This window comes from Mycetocola sp. Y442, assembly GCF_056898615.1.
In genome coordinates, this window is the sequence record NZ_JBXHBV010000003.1 from 544836 (window position 1) to 564565 (window position 19730).

The 19730-nt window shown below is 66.4% G+C and carries 18 protein-coding genes; 4 read left to right on the forward strand and 14 right to left on the reverse strand.

From position 1 onward, the window contains the following. The first annotated feature begins 106 nt into the window (after positions 1 to 106). Entirely contained in the window at positions 107 to 1138 is a 1032-nt protein-coding gene (locus tag AC1X6S_RS14125; protein WP_483406387.1) for an LLM class flavin-dependent oxidoreductase, read from the forward strand. A 789-nt stretch (positions 1139 to 1927) separates the two neighbouring features. On the opposite strand, the gene AC1X6S_RS14130 is transcribed toward AC1X6S_RS14125, so the two are convergent. Next, positions 1928 to 2221 carry a hypothetical protein gene (locus AC1X6S_RS14130; RefSeq protein WP_483406388.1) on the reverse strand — a complete coding sequence of 98 codons (294 nt, stop codon included), beginning with the start codon at positions 2219 to 2221 and terminating at the stop codon, positions 1928 to 1930. A gap of 126 nt (positions 2222 to 2347) precedes the next feature. Here AC1X6S_RS14130 and AC1X6S_RS14135 point away from each other — a divergent pair, with 126 nt between their 5' ends. Together AC1X6S_RS14135 and AC1X6S_RS14140 are read left to right on the forward strand one after the other, a co-directional pair. Continuing rightward, on the forward strand, positions 2348 to 2869 hold the full coding sequence (locus AC1X6S_RS14135) for a MarR family winged helix-turn-helix transcriptional regulator (RefSeq protein WP_483406389.1): 522 nt from the start codon (positions 2348 to 2350) through the stop codon (positions 2867 to 2869). Further along, positions 2866 to 3651: an SDR family oxidoreductase gene (locus AC1X6S_RS14140; protein ID WP_483406390.1), complete on the forward strand. Its 786-nt coding sequence runs from the start codon at positions 2866 to 2868 to the stop codon at positions 3649 to 3651. The genes AC1X6S_RS14135 and AC1X6S_RS14140 overlap by 4 nt, the downstream gene beginning before the upstream one ends. 181 nt (positions 3652 to 3832) lie before the next feature. Here the strand turns inward: AC1X6S_RS14140 and AC1X6S_RS14145 are convergent, their stop codons facing one another. Continuing rightward, entirely contained in the window at positions 3833 to 4627 is a 795-nt protein-coding gene (locus AC1X6S_RS14145) for a helix-turn-helix transcriptional regulator (protein ID WP_483406391.1), read from the reverse strand. Between the two features lie 70 nt (positions 4628 to 4697). On the opposite strand from AC1X6S_RS14145, the gene AC1X6S_RS14150 reads away from it, so the two are divergent. Next, complete coding sequence (locus AC1X6S_RS14150) at positions 4698 to 5222, forward strand: VOC family protein (RefSeq protein ID WP_483406392.1); 525 nt, start codon at positions 4698 to 4700, stop codon at positions 5220 to 5222. A 43-nt stretch (positions 5223 to 5265) separates the two neighbouring features. Here the strand turns inward: AC1X6S_RS14150 and AC1X6S_RS14155 are convergent, their stop codons facing one another. The 12 genes from AC1X6S_RS14155 to AC1X6S_RS14210 form a co-directional block, all read right to left on the reverse strand. After that, positions 5266 to 7497: a glycoside hydrolase family 3 C-terminal domain-containing protein gene (locus tag AC1X6S_RS14155; RefSeq protein ID WP_483406393.1), complete on the reverse strand. Its 2232-nt coding sequence runs from the start codon at positions 7495 to 7497 to the stop codon at positions 5266 to 5268. Positions 7498 to 7517: 20 nt separating this feature from the next. Continuing rightward, positions 7518 to 9794: an alpha-L-rhamnosidase gene (locus AC1X6S_RS14160; RefSeq protein ID WP_483406394.1), complete on the reverse strand. Its 2277-nt coding sequence runs from the start codon at positions 9792 to 9794 to the stop codon at positions 7518 to 7520. A 52-nt stretch (positions 9795 to 9846) separates the two neighbouring features. Beyond that, positions 9847 to 11004, reverse strand: a complete 1158-nt coding sequence (locus tag AC1X6S_RS14165; RefSeq protein WP_483406395.1) for a serine hydrolase domain-containing protein — start codon at positions 11002 to 11004, stop codon at positions 9847 to 9849. Between the two features lie 161 nt (positions 11005 to 11165). Further along, positions 11166 to 11747, reverse strand: a complete 582-nt coding sequence (locus tag AC1X6S_RS14170) for a TetR family transcriptional regulator (protein WP_483406396.1) — start codon at positions 11745 to 11747, stop codon at positions 11166 to 11168. A 59-nt stretch (positions 11748 to 11806) separates the two neighbouring features. Next, complete coding sequence (locus tag AC1X6S_RS14175; protein ID WP_483406397.1) at positions 11807 to 12631, reverse strand: aldo/keto reductase; 825 nt, start codon at positions 12629 to 12631, stop codon at positions 11807 to 11809. Positions 12632 to 12641: 10 nt separating this feature from the next. After that, positions 12642 to 13652 carry an aldo/keto reductase family protein gene (locus AC1X6S_RS14180; RefSeq protein ID WP_483406398.1) on the reverse strand — a complete coding sequence of 337 codons (1011 nt, stop codon included), beginning with the start codon at positions 13650 to 13652 and terminating at the stop codon, positions 12642 to 12644. 28 nt (positions 13653 to 13680) lie between these two features. Further along, positions 13681 to 14514 (reverse strand): carbohydrate ABC transporter permease, encoded by an 834-nt coding sequence (locus AC1X6S_RS14185; protein ID WP_108963458.1) that lies wholly within the window; start codon positions 14512 to 14514, stop codon positions 13681 to 13683. After that, entirely contained in the window at positions 14511 to 15443 is a 933-nt protein-coding gene (locus AC1X6S_RS14190) for a carbohydrate ABC transporter permease (RefSeq protein ID WP_483406399.1), read from the reverse strand. The genes AC1X6S_RS14185 and AC1X6S_RS14190 overlap by 4 nt, the downstream gene beginning before the upstream one ends. A 78-nt stretch (positions 15444 to 15521) precedes the next feature. After that, on the reverse strand, positions 15522 to 16844 hold the full coding sequence (locus AC1X6S_RS14195) for an ABC transporter substrate-binding protein (protein ID WP_483406400.1): 1323 nt from the start codon (positions 16842 to 16844) through the stop codon (positions 15522 to 15524). A 416-nt stretch (positions 16845 to 17260) separates the two neighbouring features. Further along, on the reverse strand, positions 17261 to 18238 hold the full coding sequence (locus AC1X6S_RS14200) for an NAD(P)/FAD-dependent oxidoreductase (protein WP_483406401.1): 978 nt from the start codon (positions 18236 to 18238) through the stop codon (positions 17261 to 17263). 118 nt (positions 18239 to 18356) lie between these two features. Then, positions 18357 to 18572, reverse strand: coding sequence for a DUF2283 domain-containing protein (locus AC1X6S_RS14205; RefSeq protein WP_483406402.1), 216 nt, complete (start codon positions 18570 to 18572; stop codon positions 18357 to 18359). 186 nt (positions 18573 to 18758) lie between these two features. Beyond that, positions 18759 to 19052 (reverse strand): DUF1905 domain-containing protein, encoded by a 294-nt coding sequence (locus tag AC1X6S_RS14210; RefSeq protein WP_483406403.1) that lies wholly within the window; start codon positions 19050 to 19052, stop codon positions 18759 to 18761. Positions 19053 to 19730 lie beyond the last annotated feature (678 nt).

Here is a 19730-nt window from a genome sequence, read left to right on the forward strand (position 1 = left end):
GACCGCTGGCCGCCGCCGCCTCGCAGGAATACGATTCACCGGGGCACAGTTGGCTCTCATCGATGCGTACGCATCGTCTCTCACCGAACCTCGGACGGATATCTCCATGGCACAACACCTCGAACTCGGCCTCGACACATTCGGGGACGTGACCGTCGACAGCACCGGCGAGCGCGAAAGCGACGCGCAGGTAATCCGCAACGTGATTGCCCAGGCCGTTCTCGCGGACTCCGTCGGCATCGACTTCATCGGCATCGGCGAGCACCACCGCGACGACTTTTCGATCTCCGCACCCGATATGGTCCTTGCCGCAATCGCCGGCCAGACCGATCGCATCCGCCTCGGCACCGCCGTCACCGTGCTCTCGAGCGACGACCCGATCCGCGTGTTCGAGCGTTTCTCCACGCTGGATGCCGCCAGCAACGGCCGCGCGGAGGTCATCCTCGGTCGCGGCTCATTTACCGAATCCTTCCCACTGTTCGGCTTCGACCTGGCCGACTACGAAACCCTCTTCAACGAGAAACTCGACCTGTTCGTGCAGCTGCTCAAGGAGAAGCCCGTCACCTGGTCCGGGAGCTACCGCGCGCCGCTCGTCGACGCCGACGTGCACCCGAAGACCGAGTCAGGTCGCCTCGCCGCGTGGATCGGGGTTGGCGGATCACCGGAGTCCGTCGTGCGGTCCGTGCGCACCGGCATCCCGATGATGCTCGCCATCATCGGCGGCGACCCGGGCCGGTTCCTGCCGTATGTCGAGCTGTACGGGCGGGCGTCCGACCAGCTCGGCCTGCCACGGATGCCGCTCGGCGCGCACTCCCCCGGCCACATCGCCGAGACGGATGAGCTCGCGCGCGAGCAGCTCTGGCCGCACTTCCGCGTGAACCGCAACCGCATCGGTGCCGAGCGCGGGTGGCCCCCCGTGACCGAGGCCGAGTACGTGCAGGAGATAGAGCACGGTTCGCTCTACGCCGGATCGCCGGAGACCGTCGCGCAGCGGATTGCGGCGACGGCTCGTACCCTGGGGCTCAACCGGTTCGACCTCAAGTACGCGAACGGACCGATGCCGCACGACCAGCTCATGCGGAGCATCGAGCTCTACGGCACGCAGGTGATCCCGCGGGTGCGCGAGTTGCTCGCGTAGGGAGCGCTTCGGGCGGCCATGCTCGTGGGCGCCGCGCTTCGTTCACGATGACCCGACGGATGCCTGCGCCCGCCCGCCGCGTCCCACCTCATCCGCCGCTGCACATCCATGCTCGCGCTACAGATACTTCTGCAGCGCGGGCATGGAACTGCAGCGCTCGGTGGTGAGCAGCGGGGATTCCGGCGACGCGTCCCGGGTCTTTCCCCGCAAGGGTCAGGTCAGGGCCCGCACGCATGCCTGCGGGCCCTGAGCGCCACGTCCACGATGAATCAGCGGATGCCTGCATCCGCCCGCCCTCATCCGCCCGCCCTCATCCGTCCGCCGCATCACCGACCGCTGCAGTTCCATGCTCGAGCTACAGATACTTCTGCCGCGCGGGCATCGAACTGCAGCGCTCGATGGTGAGCAGCGGCGGGGTGGGGTCGCGCGCCGGGCGGCATTCGACGGTTGAGTGGGGGTACCTAGGGCTCACGGCGGTTGCGGCGGCGCGAGAACAGCCTCGGGTCCGCGACCCAACTGAAAACGGTCACACCCACCTCGATCAGCAACGCCCACATACCGGGAGTCTGCAGAAACTCAGTGTTCCCCACAAGCGTCAGGTCGGGGCCCGCACGGATTGCCTGCGGGCCGGACCCACGTCCACGATGAACCAGCGGATGCCGGCATCCGCCCGCCCTCATCCACCCGCCGTTACATCGACCGCTACACATCCATGCTCGCGCGACAGAAACTTCTGCAGCGCGGGCACGGAACTGCAGCGCTCGACGAGGGCGGGCGGGCCGCCGCAGCTCAGCTGCCGGAGTCTGGCTTGGGCCCGCCGACAGGTGGCGTACCGCCCGGCATCCCATCGTCGGGCGTTGCATCGCCTGGATCCTGCGGCTTCGGCTTCTTGTCCTTGCCCGCCGCGTCGAGCGCGACCCCGATGGCGACACCGAAAGCGAGGCCCATCCCCAGGAAAGCCCAGTTGTCCTGCGCGACGCTGAGGGCCACCCCGAACAGGAGCCCGAAAGAGATTCCGAGCGACAGGTAGTAACCCTGCCCGTGCTCATCGTCGCCCGCTGGGTTGGAACTCTCCGTAGCCATGCCGCAACGTTACGTGCCGACGCAAGCGACGGCATCCGCCCCTCGGGGGATTTTGGGCGGAATTTCCAGCCGACATTCACTCTGCAGAGATATACTGTCTCAAAGACAGTAAATAGGGGAGCGGCGATGGCAGAGCAGAACGACCCACATCCGTACTCATCGGATTTTCTCGCCTCACTCACCGGGATCATCGCCCAGTGGACAGCGCCGAGCTTCCTCGTCGCGGTCACCGCTCGCGAGGGGATCGACCTCGATTCGACGTCGATCACCGCCATCAGTATCCTCGGCCGACGGGGCCCGATGCGCCCCTCAGCTCTCGCTGATCACCTCGCAACCGGTGCTTCAAACGTGAGCAAGGTGCTTGGCCGCCTCGAGGCATCCGGACTCGTCGAACGTCGCAAGGATGACGCCGATGCCCGCGCCTCGCTGGTCCAGCTCACCCCAGCGGGCGAAGACGTGGCAGCGGCCTTCGTGCGCGCCGGCGACGGCATGCTCGAGGAACTCCTCGACGGCTGGACCGAAAAAGAGCGCCACCTGCTCACCCAACTGACCCAGCGACTCGACGCGTCCACCCGGGCGTTTGCGGCTCGCATCAACACCACCCCACCAGGCCCACAAGGCCCAGAAGAAAGAACGGTCTCAGAATGACCCGCACCTACGTCGTCACCGGTTCCGCCTCAGGCATCGGCGAAGCCACAGCCAACCTCCTCCGCGAGCAGGGGCACCGCGTGATCGGCGTCGACCTCCGCAACGCCGATGTCGAGGCCGACCTCTCGACCACGCTCGGACGCGACTCTGCAATCGCCGGCGTGCTTGAGGCATCCGACGGCAAGATCGACGGCATCATCGCGGCCGCCGGCATCTCCGCACCGAAGGCACTCACCGTCGCGGTCAACTTCTTCGGCGTCACCGCCCTCCTCGACGGCCTCGCCGAGACGCTCGCGAAGAGTGACGCACCGCGCATCGCCGTCGTGAGCTCGATGGCATCGCTGCAGCAGAACTCGCCCGAACTCGTCGACGCACTCCTCGCCGGCGACGAGGCTCGCGCGCTGGAAATCGGCGGCGCACTCGAGGCTGAGGGGCCGCGCGTCGGCTACCTCAACTACCCGTCGAGCAAGCGTGCGCTGTCGCGCTGGGTTCGCCGCGAGAGCATCGCGCCGCGCTACGCCGGTGCGGGCATCCCCGTGAATGCGGTTGCCCCCGGAACCGTTGTGACCAACATGACCCGCGACCTCCTCGCCACCGAAGAAGGCCGCGCGCTGGCCGACGGCTCCGTACCGATGCCGCTCAACGGTCACTCCGACGCGATCGTCATCGCCGAGCTGCTCGCCTGGCTGACGAGCGAACAGAACACGCACGTCACCGGCCAGACCATCTACATCGATGGTGGAGCGGATGCCACGCTCCGCGGCGACAACATCTGGAGCTAACGCTTCCCCAGACCCGGTCGGTGTTGGCTGGCCCTAGCCCCGGCACCGACCGAGCTCACTCGTGGATCGCGCCCGCCCCGACCGCGATCCATTCGCCAAAAATGGCTCCCTGTTCGACCCGAATCCGGTCGCAGGGAGCCATTTTCGGTAGACGGGCGGCAGCACCCGTGCCCGCCCGGCCCTACGAGCCGGCCGAGCCCGACCGATAGCTCGTCGGCGTGAAGCCGAGCACGCTCTTGAAGTCGGTACTCAGGTGCGCATGGTCGGCGTAACCAAGGTCGGCCGCCACCCGCGCGATCGTCAGCGAGGGGTCGTCGCGCAGCATCCGCGCCGCCTCCTGCAGCCGATAGCGGCGGATGATCGCGAGCGGCGGCAGCCCGACATACCGCTGCGCCAGCCGCTGCACCTGCCGCGTCGACAGGCTGAGCCGGCTCGCGACCTGGTCCACCCGCACGATCGTCGGGTCCGTCGCGATGAGCTCCTCCATCGCGTTGGCGAGCAAACCGGTCTCATCCGGCGGCGCCAGGTGCGCACGTGCCCACGCGCTGAAGGCACGACGCGCGCCGTCAAGATCGGCCGGTGCACCGGCATCCGTCATCGCCGCAGCGACGGTCCGATGCAGATCGGGAGCATGGAAAGGAACTTCAGAATTGCGGATGCTCGCGGCCTCGGTGCACAGCGACGCCAGCCCGGCGGGGCGAAGGAGCGCGCCGACCGCCCAGCCGCTCCCCCGCAGGTCGCGGTGCGAGGCGCCCGTGGTCGGCCCGGAGAGCGCAACTCCGGTCGGCTCGACCACGAGGTTGGACGCGGGGAACGGCAGGATATTCTGCCGCGAGGTGCGGCCGGGGGCGAGCTGCCACTGCGGGATCCAGAACCAGCGGATGCGATCGGCGAGGTCCTCAGGGGCGGGGTGGCGGTCGAACGTTGGAAGCCGCGCGGGGTAGAGAATTCCCCGTCCGTCGGACAGTTCGGCCACGTTTCCCTCCCGTTCGAGGCTGTCGCGAATCTTCAAGCCAGCCCGGATGACGGCGACATACGGTCTCATCATGAACGAATCACCCACGAAAATCGATGCATCCCGGCCCGGAGTTTCGGGCGACCACACAACCAACGGCATCCCGCACGGCATGACGAGCCTCACGCCCTTCATCGCGGTGAAGAGCGCGGCTGACGCCATCGAGTTCTATCGAACCGTGTTTGGCGCCCGCGTGGTCGACATCACGGAAATGGGCGGAGTCGTTGCTCACGCCGATCTCGATTTCCGTAACGGCCACCTGCAGCTCGGCGAGCCCAGCGACGATTTCGGGCTCATCGCCCCGCCGTCCGGCGACGCAGACTGCTACTCGATCGGGCTCTATTGCGCGGATGTCGACGCGACGGTCGAGCGGGCGGTTCAGGCGGGCGCGAGGGTCCGCGAGGCGACGACCGATTTCGTCTCGGGCGACCGGTTCGCGTCGATCCGCGACCCGTTCGGCGTGCGGTGGTCGGTCATGTCCCGGGTCGAGGACCTGTCCGAGGAGGAGAGTGCGCGCCGGGTCGCGGAGTGGGCGGCCGCGCAGTCGGGTGCGTAGGTCGCGTGCAACTGCCGGTTTTCCCGCCCCGCCCCGACCCGCGTCAGGCGTTTGCTTCGGAGAGGAACTCCTCGAGCTCGGCGGTCGTGATGCCCAACATGCCGGCCCGACCAACGGGGAACGAGGCCATCATCATCTGAGTATCTTCGTCAGCGGATTCCGCGAGGCCTCCGCTCGAACGCTGCACCACCCGCTTGAGGGCAGCCGCAGCAGCCGGGTGGGCAAGGACCTCGCCGATCGTACTGTCGCGCGTGATCGGCAGCCCAAGCTCGTCACCGTCGACCGATACGTCGACAGAGACGCGGATGTCGCGGCTGGAGGAGGCCACGTCGATTCGGTAAACGCCCGGTTCCACGATCCACTTCTCGACACGGCTGTCCCAGTACGCCAGGTCGGCACGGCGCGCGCGCAACGCGACTTCCTGAGTCTCACCGGGTTCGAGCACCACTCCCGCGAACGCCTTCAGCTCACGAGGTGCCCGCTCGACGACCGATGGAGCAAGGCCGGTGTAGACCTGCACGACTTCACGGCCCGCGCGCCCACCGGAGTTTGTGACGGCGACGCGGATGTCGAGGTCGCCGTCCGGCGTCACTGTGGCGACAGCATCCCCGTACGAGAAGGTCGTGTACGACAAGCCGTGGCCGAAGGGGAACGCCACCGGCAGCTCACGGGCGTCGTACCAGCGGTAGCCGACAAGCACGCCCTCTCCGTAGCGGACGTGCCCGAACTCGCCCGGGAAATTGCCGAAGGTGGGGTTGTCCTGAAGACGGAGGGGAATGGTTTCCGTGAGCTTGGCCGAGGGGTTGACCACTCCGAAGAGCACGTCGGCGGTCCCGCCACCGCCCGCTTGCCCCAGAAGCGATCCATCGAGAATCGCGGCAGCACGGTCGGCGAACGGCAACTCCACGACGCCGCCATGGGAGAGCACGACGACGGTGCGGGGATTGGCGGCGACGATCGCGTCGAACAGAGCGAGCTGCTCGGCGGGGAGGTCGATACCGGTGCGGTCGAAGCCCTCCGACTCCAGCCGCGCGGGCAGACCGAGGAAGAGCACAGCCACGTCGGCGGCGGATGCTGCACCAACGGCCTCTGCGCGAAGGTTCGCCTGAACGTCGACAGAGGCGTCAGCGTCGAGGCTGAAGCCCTTGGCATAAACGACATCGCCGGTCGACAGGGACCGGATCTCGTCGAGGGCGGTGTCGAGCCGCGTCGGGTTGATCAGCGACGAGCCAGCACCCTGGAAGCGCGGGTTCGCAGCGAAGTCACCGATGATCGCCAACCGGGTGGTCCGCTCGAGAGGCAGTATCCCATCGTTGGTGAGCAACACGATCGAGCGACCGGCGGCCTCTCGCGCGAGCGCGTGGTGGGCATCGACATCGAGCGGACCAGCCGTGCGCTCGGCCTCGGTCGCACGGTGGGCGAGCGACGCCACACGCGCAGCAGACGCATCGAGAACACTCTCATCGAGGTGCCCGTCAGCCACAGCGGCAACGATCTCGGCGTCGGTGCGCCCGCCGCTCGAGGGCATTTCGAGGTCGAGCCCGGCGATGAGCGCGGACACCCTGTCATTGACCGCACCCCAGTCCGACATCACCAGACCCTCGAAACCCCACTCCTCACGGAGAACCGTCGTCAGCAGCCACGGGTCCTCGGAGGCGTACCTGCCGTTGATGCGGTTGTACGAGCACATCACCGTCCACGGCTGGGCGTCTTCGACCACGCGCTGGAAAGCCCGCAGGTAGATCTCGCGAAGCGGCCGGATGTCGACATCGCTGGAACTGCGCAGCCGATCGGTTTCCTGGTTGTTCGCGGCGAAGTGTTTGAGCGATGTGCCGACGCCCTTCGACTGCACGCCCCTCACCCAGGCCGCACCGATCTCGCCGGCCACGATCGGGTCTTCAGAGAAATACTCGAAGTTACGACCGCACAGCGGTGAGCGCTTGATGTTCACCCCTGGGCCGAGGAGGACGGCTACGTTCTGGATCGACGACTCCACCCCGAGAGCAGCCCCGACGCGTTCGGCGAGTTCCGTGTCGAAGGAAGCACCGAGCCCGACGGCGGGCGGGAAGCACGTGGCCGGGATGCTGTCGACGAGTCCCAGATGATCCGAACCGGCGCGCTGCTTGCGCACGCCGTGGGGGCCATCGGTCACGAGGACGGATGGCACATCGCCGACACCTTCCGTGCGCCAGAAGTCGAGCCCGCTGGTGAGCGCGGCCTTCTCTTCCACCGACAGGCCGGCCAGAACCTCGGGGGTCGTGCGATCACTGGTCATTGCGGGGTCCTTTCCGGGGGTCACGCGGTCATGCTCGCTTCTGCGGCTCCAACGAACTCATGCGCTCCACCTGTGACGGCGAACCGACTCCCGTCGGGCAGGATGACCTCGGCCGGCACGTCGTCGGGCAGCGCGATCTCCACCCGCAACTCACCGTCGGTGACCCGCCATGCACAGGACACCGGACCATTCGAGGTGCGGTACGTCGTTTCGGCCCAGTCAATTCCCGGTCCGGGCTGCGGCTGAATGCGCACGGACGCGTAGCCAGGGGACGCGGGACGGATGCCACCAACCACCTGGTACACCCAGTCGACAACAGCTCCAAGCGCGTAGTGGTTGAAGCTCGTCATCTCACCGCTGTTGATCGTGCCGTCAGGCAGCATCGAATTCCAACGCTCCCAGATGGTGGTAGCGCCCATCGTCACCGGGTACATCCACGACGGGCTCTCCCGCTCGAGCAGCAGGCGGTAAGCGTCCTGCAGGTGACCCGTCTCCGACAGCGCCCACGTCACGTACGGAGTGCCGGCGAAGCCGGTCGTCACCCGATAGCCCGACTCACGGACAAGGTCGGCGAGCCGGTTGCCCGCGAGTTCACGGAGTTCCCCCTCGAGCACGCCGAACGTGATCGCAAGGGCGTAAACCGTCGCGCAATCCGAACGCACGACTCCGCGGCTGTCGACGTAGTGCTCGACGAAGGCCTTCCGCGTACGAGATGCCACCGCCCGCCAGCGTTCCGCATCCTCCCGCTTTCCCAGCACATCCGCCGCTTCCGCCGCGAAGGAGGCGGAGCGGTAGAGGCACGCGGTCGCGACCACGGAAGCATCCGCCTTCGCGGCCGCCGGATCCTCCGGCGGCGCGTCAGGGTCCAGCCAGTCCCCCAGCTGGTTGCCGCCGTCCCAGAGTCCGGTGTCCGAAACATCAGGCTCGATCGAATCAAGGTGCATGACGATAGCCGGATAGTAATCCGCCAGCCGGGTCGCATCCCCATACGACCACCAGAGCGCCTGTGGCACCCAGACAGCCGCGTCGCCCCAGACCGCGGTGGCGCGGTGCCACGGCAGGGAGAACCCGTCCGGGAAGTGCGCGTACTTCAGCACCTCCGGGACGATCAGCGGAACGACCTGATCTTCGGTGTGACGGGTCTCCTCAAGCAGGTCCCTGAGCCAGCCGTCCAGGAAGTCCGAGGTATCGAACTGGAAATTCGCGGATGCCGCGTACGCTGCCAGGTCGCCCGTCCAGCCCAGGCGCTCGTCGCGTTGCGGACAATCGGTCGGGACGCTCAGGAAGTTTCCTTTCTGGCCCCAGACCGAGTTGTGCACGAGCTGGTTGACGAGCGGCTCGGAGCAGGTGAAATACCCGGTGCGTTCCATCTCGGAGTGCACGACAACCGCCTCGAGGCTGTTCGGCCCGAGCTCACCGGGCCACCCGTCAACGTCGATGTACCGGAAGCCGTGGAAGGTGAACGTCGGCTCGAAGCTGTCGAGCTCGCCCGAGAGAACGAACTCGTCGGTGGCCTCCGCACCGCGCAGCGGGCGCATGCCGAGTTCGCCGTCCTCGAGGACCTCGGCATGGCGAATGCGGATAGTGTCGCCCCGCCCGCCGCGGACGGAGAATCGCACCCAGCCCACCAGGTTCTGGCCGAAGTCAACGATGGTGCGCCCAGAGGGCGAGGTGGAAATCTCCACAGGGGACAGAACTTCGTTGCGCACGATCGGCTGCGACGTCTGCGGGAGCAGGGTCGCACGGTCGATGTCGACGGCGCGCACCTCAAGGGGCGCTCCGCCGCCGCGAAGATTCGCATCGATGGTCTGTCCGTTGTACAAGGAGTTGCGCGTGATGTCCGACTCCTCGGCCGTCCATGCGTTCGATGTCACGATTCGCTGGCTCGACCCGTCGCGATACGTGATCTCGAGGGCCGCCGCGACACTGATCTCATCACCGTAGTTCGCGTTCGCACCCGCGAAGCCCAGACGGCCGCGATACCAGCCATTGCCGAGCAGGAGTTCGATACTGAGAGGGCCGACAGCCCGCGAGACGACATCCGTCACGTCGAATTCCTGGTACGCGAGACGCCACTCGTATGACGTCCATCCGGGGTTCAGGACCGACTCGGTGACCGCTACGCCATCGATTTTTGCCTCGTACACCCCGTGTGCGGTTGCGACGAGCGCGGCAGTGGTCACCTCGTCGCGGGGTTTGTCGAGAGCAGCCTCAAAGCGGAAGCGGGGGGCGATCCCCTCCGGGGCGGTCGCCGTGAGGAACGCCGCATCGCGGAGAGGGCTGAGTGCTGTCGTCATGATTCGTCCTTCTGCTTTCACTTCGCCTGTCGGATGTTGCTGGCTGCGGCGATCACGCCGCGCGTTCTGCCTCGATCGCGCACGTGCGCGCCAGCCGCGCAAGCGCGACCGAACGGTGATCCGCTCCGCCAGGGTGCTGACGCGGCCACGGGATGTACCCGAACGAGATTTCGGTCGCGGGGTCTGCGAATGCCAGCGCGCCGGCGGCACCATCGTGCCCAAAGGCGCCGAGGCTGGCGTACGGCATACGCGGCTGCGGGAGCAGGAAGACCGCCCCGAAGCTGTTCGTCACGTCCAGGACACGATCATGGCCCCAGGACCGCTGGATCGCCATGGCGCGAAAGACCTCGGGCGAGGCGATGGGGCGGGCAGCACCGGGAAGCGCATCCGCATACAGCCGCGCCAGGCCGCGCGCAGAGCCGACGCCACCGATCGCTGCCGGTCCCGCCCGGCGCACGCGAGGATTGTTCGAACTGATGCCGCGGTCGGTCAGGTCGTCCGGCGCATCGACGTTGGAGAAGACAGTCTCGGCCAGCGCATCCTGCGGGGAACGCCCCGCGACCTCACGCTCTTGCTCAGCGGTGAGAACCGGGGGTGCGAGCGGCACGTAACGGCCATCGAGGTCTTCCGGCATCCCGAGATAGAAGTCCGCGTCGCGAGGCCCGCGGATGGTCTCTTCGTACTCCTCCTGCAGCGTGCGACCCGTCGTGCGCCGGACCAGCTCCTCCATGAGGATGCCGATCGTCAGCGCGTGGTAGCCGAAGGCCGATCCCGGCGCCCAGAGCGGAGCCTGGGAGGCGAGTCGTGCAGCACCGAGCTCGGAGCGTTCGAGGAACTCCTCAAACGCAAAGGTCCCGGGCGAGAGCGCGGCCAAGCCGGCGCGGTGGGACAGGAGGTCGCCGACAGTGACGTCATCTTTGCCGAGGGCGGCGAACTCCGGCCAGTAGGTGGCGACGCGACGGTCGAGATCGAGCGCACCCCGGTCCAAAAGTGACGCGATGACCAGCGCGGCGGCACCCTTGCTCACCGAATACACGCCCGTCAGGGATTCGGTGTCGAGCGCGGGGCCGCCAGCGAGGTCGACGACGGCTTCGCCATGGTGGAACACGGCGAGTTGAGCGCTGTATGCCGGCTCCGCCTCGAGGTAGTCCGCGAAGAGTCGGCGTACCGGAGCGAACACATCTGTGACGTCGGGAGCGGCTCTGGTCATGGGATCTCCAGCGACTCTGTCGCGGACGGATCGCACGTCTGTAACCGGCGGCTTGACATCACAACGGGCACTCGTCCTCCATTGGCTCGGGCAGCAGCGGTGCTGCCGGGTGCAATGAAACTAGAATGGCGGTCATTGACTGGTTTTGCAAGTGCCTTAGTTCATCGCGAGTTCTTGAGGGCGTTCCACAGGCTCCGGATACGCCCCGGCATGTCCACACCATCCGGATTCAGCAGCCACTGGATTTGCAGACCATCGGCCGCCGCGACGAGAAGCGACGCGGCATCCTCAGCGTTGACATCCGGGTCGATGTCACCAGTAGCCTGATGTGCGCGCACGTCCGCAGCGATCTGATCCAGCAACCACTCGTAGCGCTCCGCGAAGAAGGCGCGCGCCTCGCTGGCATCCGCTGCGGTCTCTGCCGACATCGCAACGAAGAGGCGCACGAGACCAGGCTCACCAGCATTGCGGTCGACGGCGCCGATCAGACGATCAACGGAGTGCGTGTGCACAGGCTCAGCCTCATCGGTCGAGCGATCATCCCGACGACGGAGCACCTCGAGGAAGAGTTCTTCCTTGGTGCTGAAGTGGTGCAGCAGGCCGGCCTGGCTCAAACCCGCCTGTCGCGCGACCTCTCGGACGCTCGTCCTGTCGTACCCCCTCTGCGCGAAAAGCTCGAGAGCCGCGTCGAGGATCTCGTCACGTTTGATGAGCCCCTTGGCATATGGTCCGCGCGTTGACATGTCGTCATGCTATGCCACACGGGCCGCCGTCCGAAAATAGTTCGTCGAATGGTTTTGCGTTATGCGTGGGCGGCACTGAGGCGTGCGAGCTCGCCCGGCGACAGCCTCAGCTCCCGTGCTCGCAGACCGTCTGCGACGGTGGCCGGACGAGTGGCCCCCAGGATCGGCACGATCTCCGGTGACACCGCCCGGAGCCACGCCAGCTGCACCTGTGCGTGAGAGACGCCTCGCTCGCGCGCGATCTCCACAGCCGTCGAGGGCGGTTCGGCGCCCGCCCCGCCCAGCGGCGAGTAAGCCAGGAACAGGATTCCGCGCCGGACACACTCCTCCGCTAGCGGCAAATCCCTGGGCCAGTTCAGTGACAGCCGGTTTTGCACTGCGGAGATCTCCGTGACACGCGACGCGCGATCGAGCTCGTCACGGGTCACGTTCGAGATCCCGACGTGTCGCACGAGACCGTCACGTCGCAGATCGTCGAGAGCCTCCACACTCTCCTCGATGGGCACGACGGGATCGACGTGGTGGAGAAAGTAGAGATCGATCTGCGGCACGCCGAGCGCGCGCAGGCTCGCCTCGCAGTGCGCTCGCAGCGTCGAGGCGCGGCCGTCGACAGGGAACGTCTCTCCATCACGCCAATGCCCGCCCTTCGTAGCGACGAGAACATCGGCTCCCTCGATCTGCGCCAGCGCCCGACCGACGATGACCTCCGCCGTCGATTCCTCGCCGGGCCGGGCATAGGCGCGCGCGGTATCGACGAGCCGCACGCCGCCCTGCACAGCTCCCCTGATGGTGTCGACCGCGTCCTCGAGCGAACTCCCGCCAAAAGCGAACCCCGCTGTCCCCAGCGCCAGAGAGGACTGCGGCAGTTCGCCCCGCAGGGTCATGTGCCGCGGCTCACGCCGGACGGTCGTCGGGGGACTCGAGAGCCGTCTTGGCCGGGTCCCGCTCGATGACATCGCCGAGAGCCTCATCAATGCGACGCAGCACCTCGTCGTCGAGCACGACACCGGACGCCGCCACGTTCTCCCTCACCTGCTCGGGGCGGGAGGCACCGATGATCGCTGCGGAGACGTTCGGGTTTTGCAGCACCCAGGCGACGGCCAGTTGCGCCATGCTGAGCGAGAGCTCGTCCGCGATCGGACGCAGGCGTTGCACCCGTTCGAGGACATCGTCGCGCATGAAGCGGCCGATCATCTCGGAACCACCCTTGTCATCGGTCGCACGGCTGCCCGTCGGAGCGGCAGCCCCTGGGGTGTACTTGCCCGTCAGCACGCCCTGCGCGACCGGCGACCATACGATCTGCGAAACGCCGACTTCAACGGATGCCGGGATCACCTCCGGCTCAATGATCCGCCAGAGCGCTGAATACTGCGGCTGGTTGGACACAAAGGGAATCCGCAGTTCCTTTGCCATAGCGGCACCAGCCCGGATTTGGTCGGCAGTCCACTCACTGACCCCGATGTAGAGGGCCTTGCCGGAGCGCACGATATCGGCGAAGGCCACCATCGTTTCCTCGAGCGGCGTCGCCGGATCCCAGCGGTGCGCCTGGTACAAATCGACGTAGTCCGTGCCGAGTCGGCTGAGCGAGCCGTTGATCGACTCCATGATGTGCTTGCGTGACAGCCCGACGTCGTTAGGACCCATCGGGCCCGTCGGGAAGTAGACCTTGGTGAAGATCTCGAGCGACTCGCGCCGCTGGCCTTGCAACGCTTCGGCCAGGACGCTCTCAGCACGGGTATTGGCGTAGACGTCAGCCGTGTCGAAAGTCGTGATTCCAGCATCCAGCGCCGCATGTACGCACGCGATCGCCGCGTCGTTCTCCACCTGAGAGCCGTGGGTGAGCCAGTTGCCGTAGGTGATCTCCGAGATTTTCAGTCCGGATGCCCCGAGGTGGCGGAATTTCATTTGTGAGGTCCTTTCGGGTGGAGCGCGATCATCCCTTGATCGCCCCCGCAGTCATGCCTTCGACGATCTGCCGGTTGAAGAAGATGTACATGAGAAGTGGCGGAATCGTGATGAGCAGAATGTCCGTAAAGAGGAGGTTCCAGGAGGTTGCGTACTGGCTCTGGAAGTTGAACAGGGTTAGCTGAACCGTCGCGTTCTCCGCGCCAGGAAGGAAGTACAGCGGGTTCGCGAAGTCGTTGAAGACCGCGACGGCCTGGACGACGATCGCCGTCACGATGACGCTCTTGAGCAGGGGGAAGGCGACTTTGAAAAAGAGCCGGATCGGCCCGGCGCCGTCGATAATTGCGGCCTCGTCCAGTTCCTTCGGGATCGTCGAGACAAACGAGCGAAACAGCAGGACACAGAACGCCATGCCGTACGCGACCTCGATCAGCACGAGACCGGGCAGAGTCTTGAACAGCCCGATACTCTGCAGCACCCAGATCGTGGGGACAACGGCGGGCGGGACGATGAGCCCAGCGAGGATCAGGAAGCTGAACACCCCGTTCCAGCGCGACTGACGCCGAGCGAGGATCCACCCCACCATCGCCGACAGGATGACCATGATCGCCACCGACGCGACCGTCAGGATGCTGCTGTTGATGAACGCCGTCACCAGCATGAAGTCATTCGTCGCGAAAACCGCCGCCACGTTCTCGAAGAATACGAAATCGATCGGCAACGAGAAGTCCAGCAAGGAGGCCTGCTGCTGTGTTTTGAAGGAGGTGATCAGGATGAACGCGAACGGGATCAGGAAGACAACCGCCGAGACGATGATCGCGATGATCCCGACGAGGTGGCGTCTGCGGTTCTGAGTTCTCATAGGTCGGTCTGCTTCCGGTTAAACCAAAGGAACAGCGGCAACACGATCGCGGTCACCACGAGGAACAGGATGACGTTCCCGGCGGTCGACAACCCGTAGAAGCCGGCCTGGTATTGCTTGAGGATCACCGACGCGATGACGTCGCTCGAGAACCCGGGGCCCCCTCGGGTCATCGACCAGATGAGGTCGAAGGATCGAAGCCCGCCGATGAGGGACAGAATGATCACGGTGGTGGTGGCAGGTGCCACCAATGGCACGGTGATGCTCCAGAAGTTCTTCCACCCACCTGCCCCATCCATGGTGGCGGCCTCGTAGTACTCGCGCGGAATGGAGACGATGCCCGCCATGAAGATGAGGGCGGCGAGTCCGACACCCTTCCAGATGTCGACGCCGATGATCGAATACAGCGCGAGGTTCGGGTCCGTCAACCAGCCGGGGCCCTGAATGCCAACCGCGGCGAGCGCTCGATTGATGAGGCCCTCCTCCGGGTCCATCAGGGCGCGGAACGTGATGCCAACGCCGATCGTGGAGACAAGCACCGGGAAGAAGATAACTGCTCGGAGATACCCCCTGGCCACGATGGGCGACGTCAGCAGGACCGCCAGCGCCAGCCCCAGGATCACCTTGAGGCCTGACGTCAGGACGCCATAGATCAGAGTGTTCTGGAACCCCTTGGTCAGCTGAGGGTCGCGGAAGAAGAGGGAGAAATTGTCCCAGCCGATGAATTCGATTTCGTAAAGGTTCCATCGCGTGAACGCAAAGAAAAACGATGCGAACGTCGGGGCGAGGAACAGTACCGCGTAGATGACGCCCGCGGGCAGCAGGAACCAGTACGGATAAGTACTGTGGGAAAGGCGACCCGCGGTCCGGCGCTTCGGAGGCTTTCCTGCCTCACGGAGCGGCGGCGCGGAGGGTGCCAGCGTGCTCATGGGATCTCCATCCAGTCATGGGTGCCGGTGGGGACGGCTTTCGCCGCCCCCACCGAGCGTTCGGTCATCGGAAGAAGGTCACCAGCCGTCGAGTCCGAGCTGCTGCGCCTGCTTCTCAACGTCCTGGTCATACAGCGCCGCGGCATCCTCTGCGCTACGGATACCGGAGCCGACCTCCACAAGAAGTTGCTCGAGCGCCGGGCCCTTGATGGGCGACAGGAACTCCAGGGCCGGAGCCACGCGCTCCTCGTCGAAGTACGGGTACATGTCCGTCACCATCCGGGGTGCGTCTTCGGGCAACTCGCATCCGTCGACCAGCATGGGGCCGGTGACACCGGACGCCTCGATCACGGCGTCGCAGCCCGCCGGGCTCGCGACGAACGCCATGAACTTCTTGACTTCCTCGGGGTGCTCGGTGTCCTTCGGCGCGTACACGGCTGCGGGGTACCACACGGTGCCGCCGTTGTCGGCCGCATCGTCACCGGGAACCGAGAAGTAGCCGATGTCGTCGAGGTTGTCTGGTGCGAGCGTCTTCAGTGATGAGTACAGCGCGGTGAACATGGGGTAGTGACCGGCTTCGCCCGAAGCCACTGCCACGAGCCCCTCGTCGAGGGTCGCCGAGGCGAAGTCCGCATTGAAGTAACCGCCGTCAGCCAGCTCCTGCAGCTTCGTGAAGCCCCCGATAGCCACCTCGTCCGTAGCAAACTTGGCCTCATTCGCCGTGTACTTGTCAGCCCATTCCGGATCGGACTTGTATACGTTGTAGAAGTCCGAAAGCGTGAGGATCTGCGCCGTCCAGGTGTCGGCGAAGGTCATTTGGACGGCCGTCTTGCCTGCCGCCTTGATCGCGTCGGAGTTGGACACGAACTCATCCCAGGTGGTCGGCACTTCCAGGCCGAGCTCCTCGTATACAGGGATGTTGTACAGGATTCCACCCGTGCCTGCGGAACCCGCAGGAGCACCGAAGACCGCGCCGTCCGACCCGGAGACGACCGAGCGGAATGTTTCGTCGAGGTCCCCGACCCATGGCTCGTCCGCCACGTTCAGCAGCGTCTGGTCGGGGTTCAAGCCCTGCAGCTGTGACCCGCTGTTGTACCAGAACATGTCGCCCACCTCGCCGGTCGCGAGACGGGTCTTGAGCAGGTTGTCGTATTCCGAGCCGGATCCGCCGCTCGAATCAACCTTGATCTTGATATCCGGGTTCTCCGCCTCGAAGGCGTCGACCAGTGACTGGGCGATGTCGATGTTCGTCTGCACGCCGCTGCCCTGCAGCCAGGTCAGCTCGACAGTTCCATCTTCGCCGCCTCCGCCGCCGCCGGAACAGCCGGTCAGCGCGATGGCTGCGGCCGCCATGAGGCCAACCGCTCTCACCGACTTGCGGGATCTCGATACTTGGGACATCCTTACCTCCTCGTAAAGCCGTCGCCAGCGACGGTGCCGTGTGATCCGCCTCAGGTGCTATCGAAAACTATTCGATGACGGGGTTTCATTATCGTATGGCCTCGCTGCCCGGACGTCAATGAAACGTTGCATTTCGGTGGCCGCACGGGTACACAGGCGGTGCGCACCCCCTCGAAGACCGCGCTCAGAGCGGAGGACGGAGGACCCGCGAGAGAGTCACCTCTTCAACGCGGCCTATCAGTCCCCGCCCCGCTCAGCCCGCCCAACCACCCGCGGCCATCCGCCCCTGCCCCCTTCGACCGCGGTCCATTCGCCAAAAATGGCTCCCTGTTCGACCTGTTATTGGTCGCAGAGAGCCATTTTTGGTAAAGGGGCGCGGGCCGGCGGCGCTCGGGCGCAGCCACCCGTCCCGCGCGTTACTGCACCGGGGCGTCCACCCGGGCGGCCCGGTACGCGAGCACCGCGTCGCGTGTGTCTTCCGCAACGAGGTCGACGTTGAGCGGCACGACCGCACGCAAGCCCTCGTCAGCGCTGGTCACCACCTGCCCGGCCAGGTCGGCGACGTTTCCCGCCGCCCATACGCCGGGGACCGATGTGGCGCCCATGGCATCCGTTTCGATCTGCATTCCCATACCCATGGGGTGCGGGGCGAGCCGTACGCCCAGCTGCGCTGGGAGGTCGGTGCGCGCCGTGAACACCGGCGCAACCACGAGGGCGTCGACCTGGTGGGCGGAACCATCCTCGAGCCTCACCGCGGTGAGCTGGTCGCCCGGGCCGTCGAGCGACTCCACCCGCCCATCGACGAGAGTGATCCCGCGGGCCAGCAGCTGCTCGGTCTCCTCCTCGCTCAGCCGCGGCGCGGTGTGCAGGAACAGGGTGATGTTCTCGCTCCACTGGCGGAACATCAGCGCCTGGTGCACTGCTTTGGGGCTCGTCGCGAGCACTCCGATTGCACGGTCGCGCACTTCCCAGCCGTGGCAATACGGGCAGTGCAGCACGCTCTTCCCCCAGCGCTCCCGCAGGCCGGGCACATCGGGCAGTTCGTCGACCAGTCCGGTAGCGATGAGGAGGCGACGCCCGGTGAAGGCATCGCCGGCGGCCGTCGTCACCGTAAACCCGTTCTCACCCTTCGAGGCCGACACCGCAACACCGTCCCGGAGCCGGGCGCCATACCTCTCCGCCTCAGCCCGGCCGAGCCTGAGCATCTCACTCGGTCGGATCCCGTCCTGGCTCAGGTAGTTATGCACACCGGATGCCGGTGCGTTGCGTGGTTCACCACCATCGAGCACGACGACGGAACGGCGAGCGCGCCCGAGGGCGACGGCGGCACTGAGCCCGGCGGCACCGCCACCGATGATGACAACGTCGAAACGCAAAGGTGAGGAAATAGTCATGAAGCAATGCTGAGTGAGGAGCACGCTCGGATCAAGAGCGGTGTCAAATTAGCGACGGAAGTTCCACCGGACGACACTCAAGCTCTTACTGCCGCGCTCCCCGCGACTTTTGCGCCGGCTAGAGCTCAGCCTCGGCAATCACCTCGGGGCGGAGTAGCGTCGATGCGTTCAGGAATTCGAACCCGAGGAGCCTGCCGTTCGCGTCGAAGTCGGCATTGATCGTGCCGGCCTGGCTGGGCGTTTCGATCTCGACGGTGCGGGCGACCTCGCCCGGCCGGATCGGGCTGCCAAGCGTCAGGTAGGCGGCATCCACCTCGGGGTCATAGGTCAGCATGGATCGAGGATAGACCGTCCGCGGCGGCGGCCCGTTGGCCGGGCTGCCGGGCTGCCGGGCTGCCGGGCTGCCGGGCTGCCGGGCTGCCGGGCTGCCGGGCTGCCGGGCGAACTTTGCCAGATCCAGAGCGAACGGATGCACGCACGCGCGCACCTCACGCCCCTCACCAAACCTCTGACGGGGCGGCTACAACTCGAGCAGCTCCAGGTGCACAGTGACGGGGTCGCCCTCGTCGATCCCCTCGGCAACGCGCACTGACTTCTTCATCGGCAAGACGTAGACACCCTCCGCAGCGCCGGGAAACACCGAGGTGTCCCAGGTCGAGTTGCCTACCGTGGCCCGGACTTTGACCGCACCGAAACCTGACGGCATCCGCGGGATTTCGCGGATGTCGGCGCTCTCCTCTTCGGGAACCGAGACGAAGTACCACGAGGCCCTCGCGCTCCATTCCCAGAGCGGGGCGGTGAAGGTGAAGTGCATGCTCGATGCTAACCCGGGTCGGGTCCGCGCCCGGCGTTGCGTGCCGCTCGCCGTGCGCCCACCGCCGCCGCCGCCACGCCCACGCCCACGCCGCGTCCACCTCCCCGCCCGAGCACCCCGCCCTTCGCGCCTGCAGGTCGTCCACCGCGGCACATCCATGCCCGCGCTGCACATACTTCTGCAGCGCGAGCATGCATCTGCAGCCCTCGAGCGCCGAGCCCCGACCGAGCCCCTGTCCGCCCCCGAGCCCGTGCCCCTGCTCTGCTCCCGCTAGAGCGCGGAGCCCTACCCGCCCTGCTCCCGACCGACTCACGCACCTTCGCCGCCCACCCACCGCTGCACTTCCATGCCCGCGCTGCACATACTTCTGTAGCGCGAGCATGGATCTGTAGCGCTCGAACGCAGAGCCAAGCCGGGCCCGCCCTGCGCTTACCTGCTCCTGTTCCCGCCCGAGCGCGGAGCCGACCGCCCGAGCCTCTGCCGGTACCCAACCCCGACCCCTACCGCTGCCACCACTCACTTCGCTCGCCTCACCTCACCAGCCACCCACTCCCTTCGCCCCTCCGCCCGCGACGATCGCTCACCTCCGCCGCCCACCCACCGCGGCACTTCCATGCCCGCGCTGCACATACATCTGCAGCGCGAGCATGCATCTGCAGCGCTCGAGCGCCGAGCTGA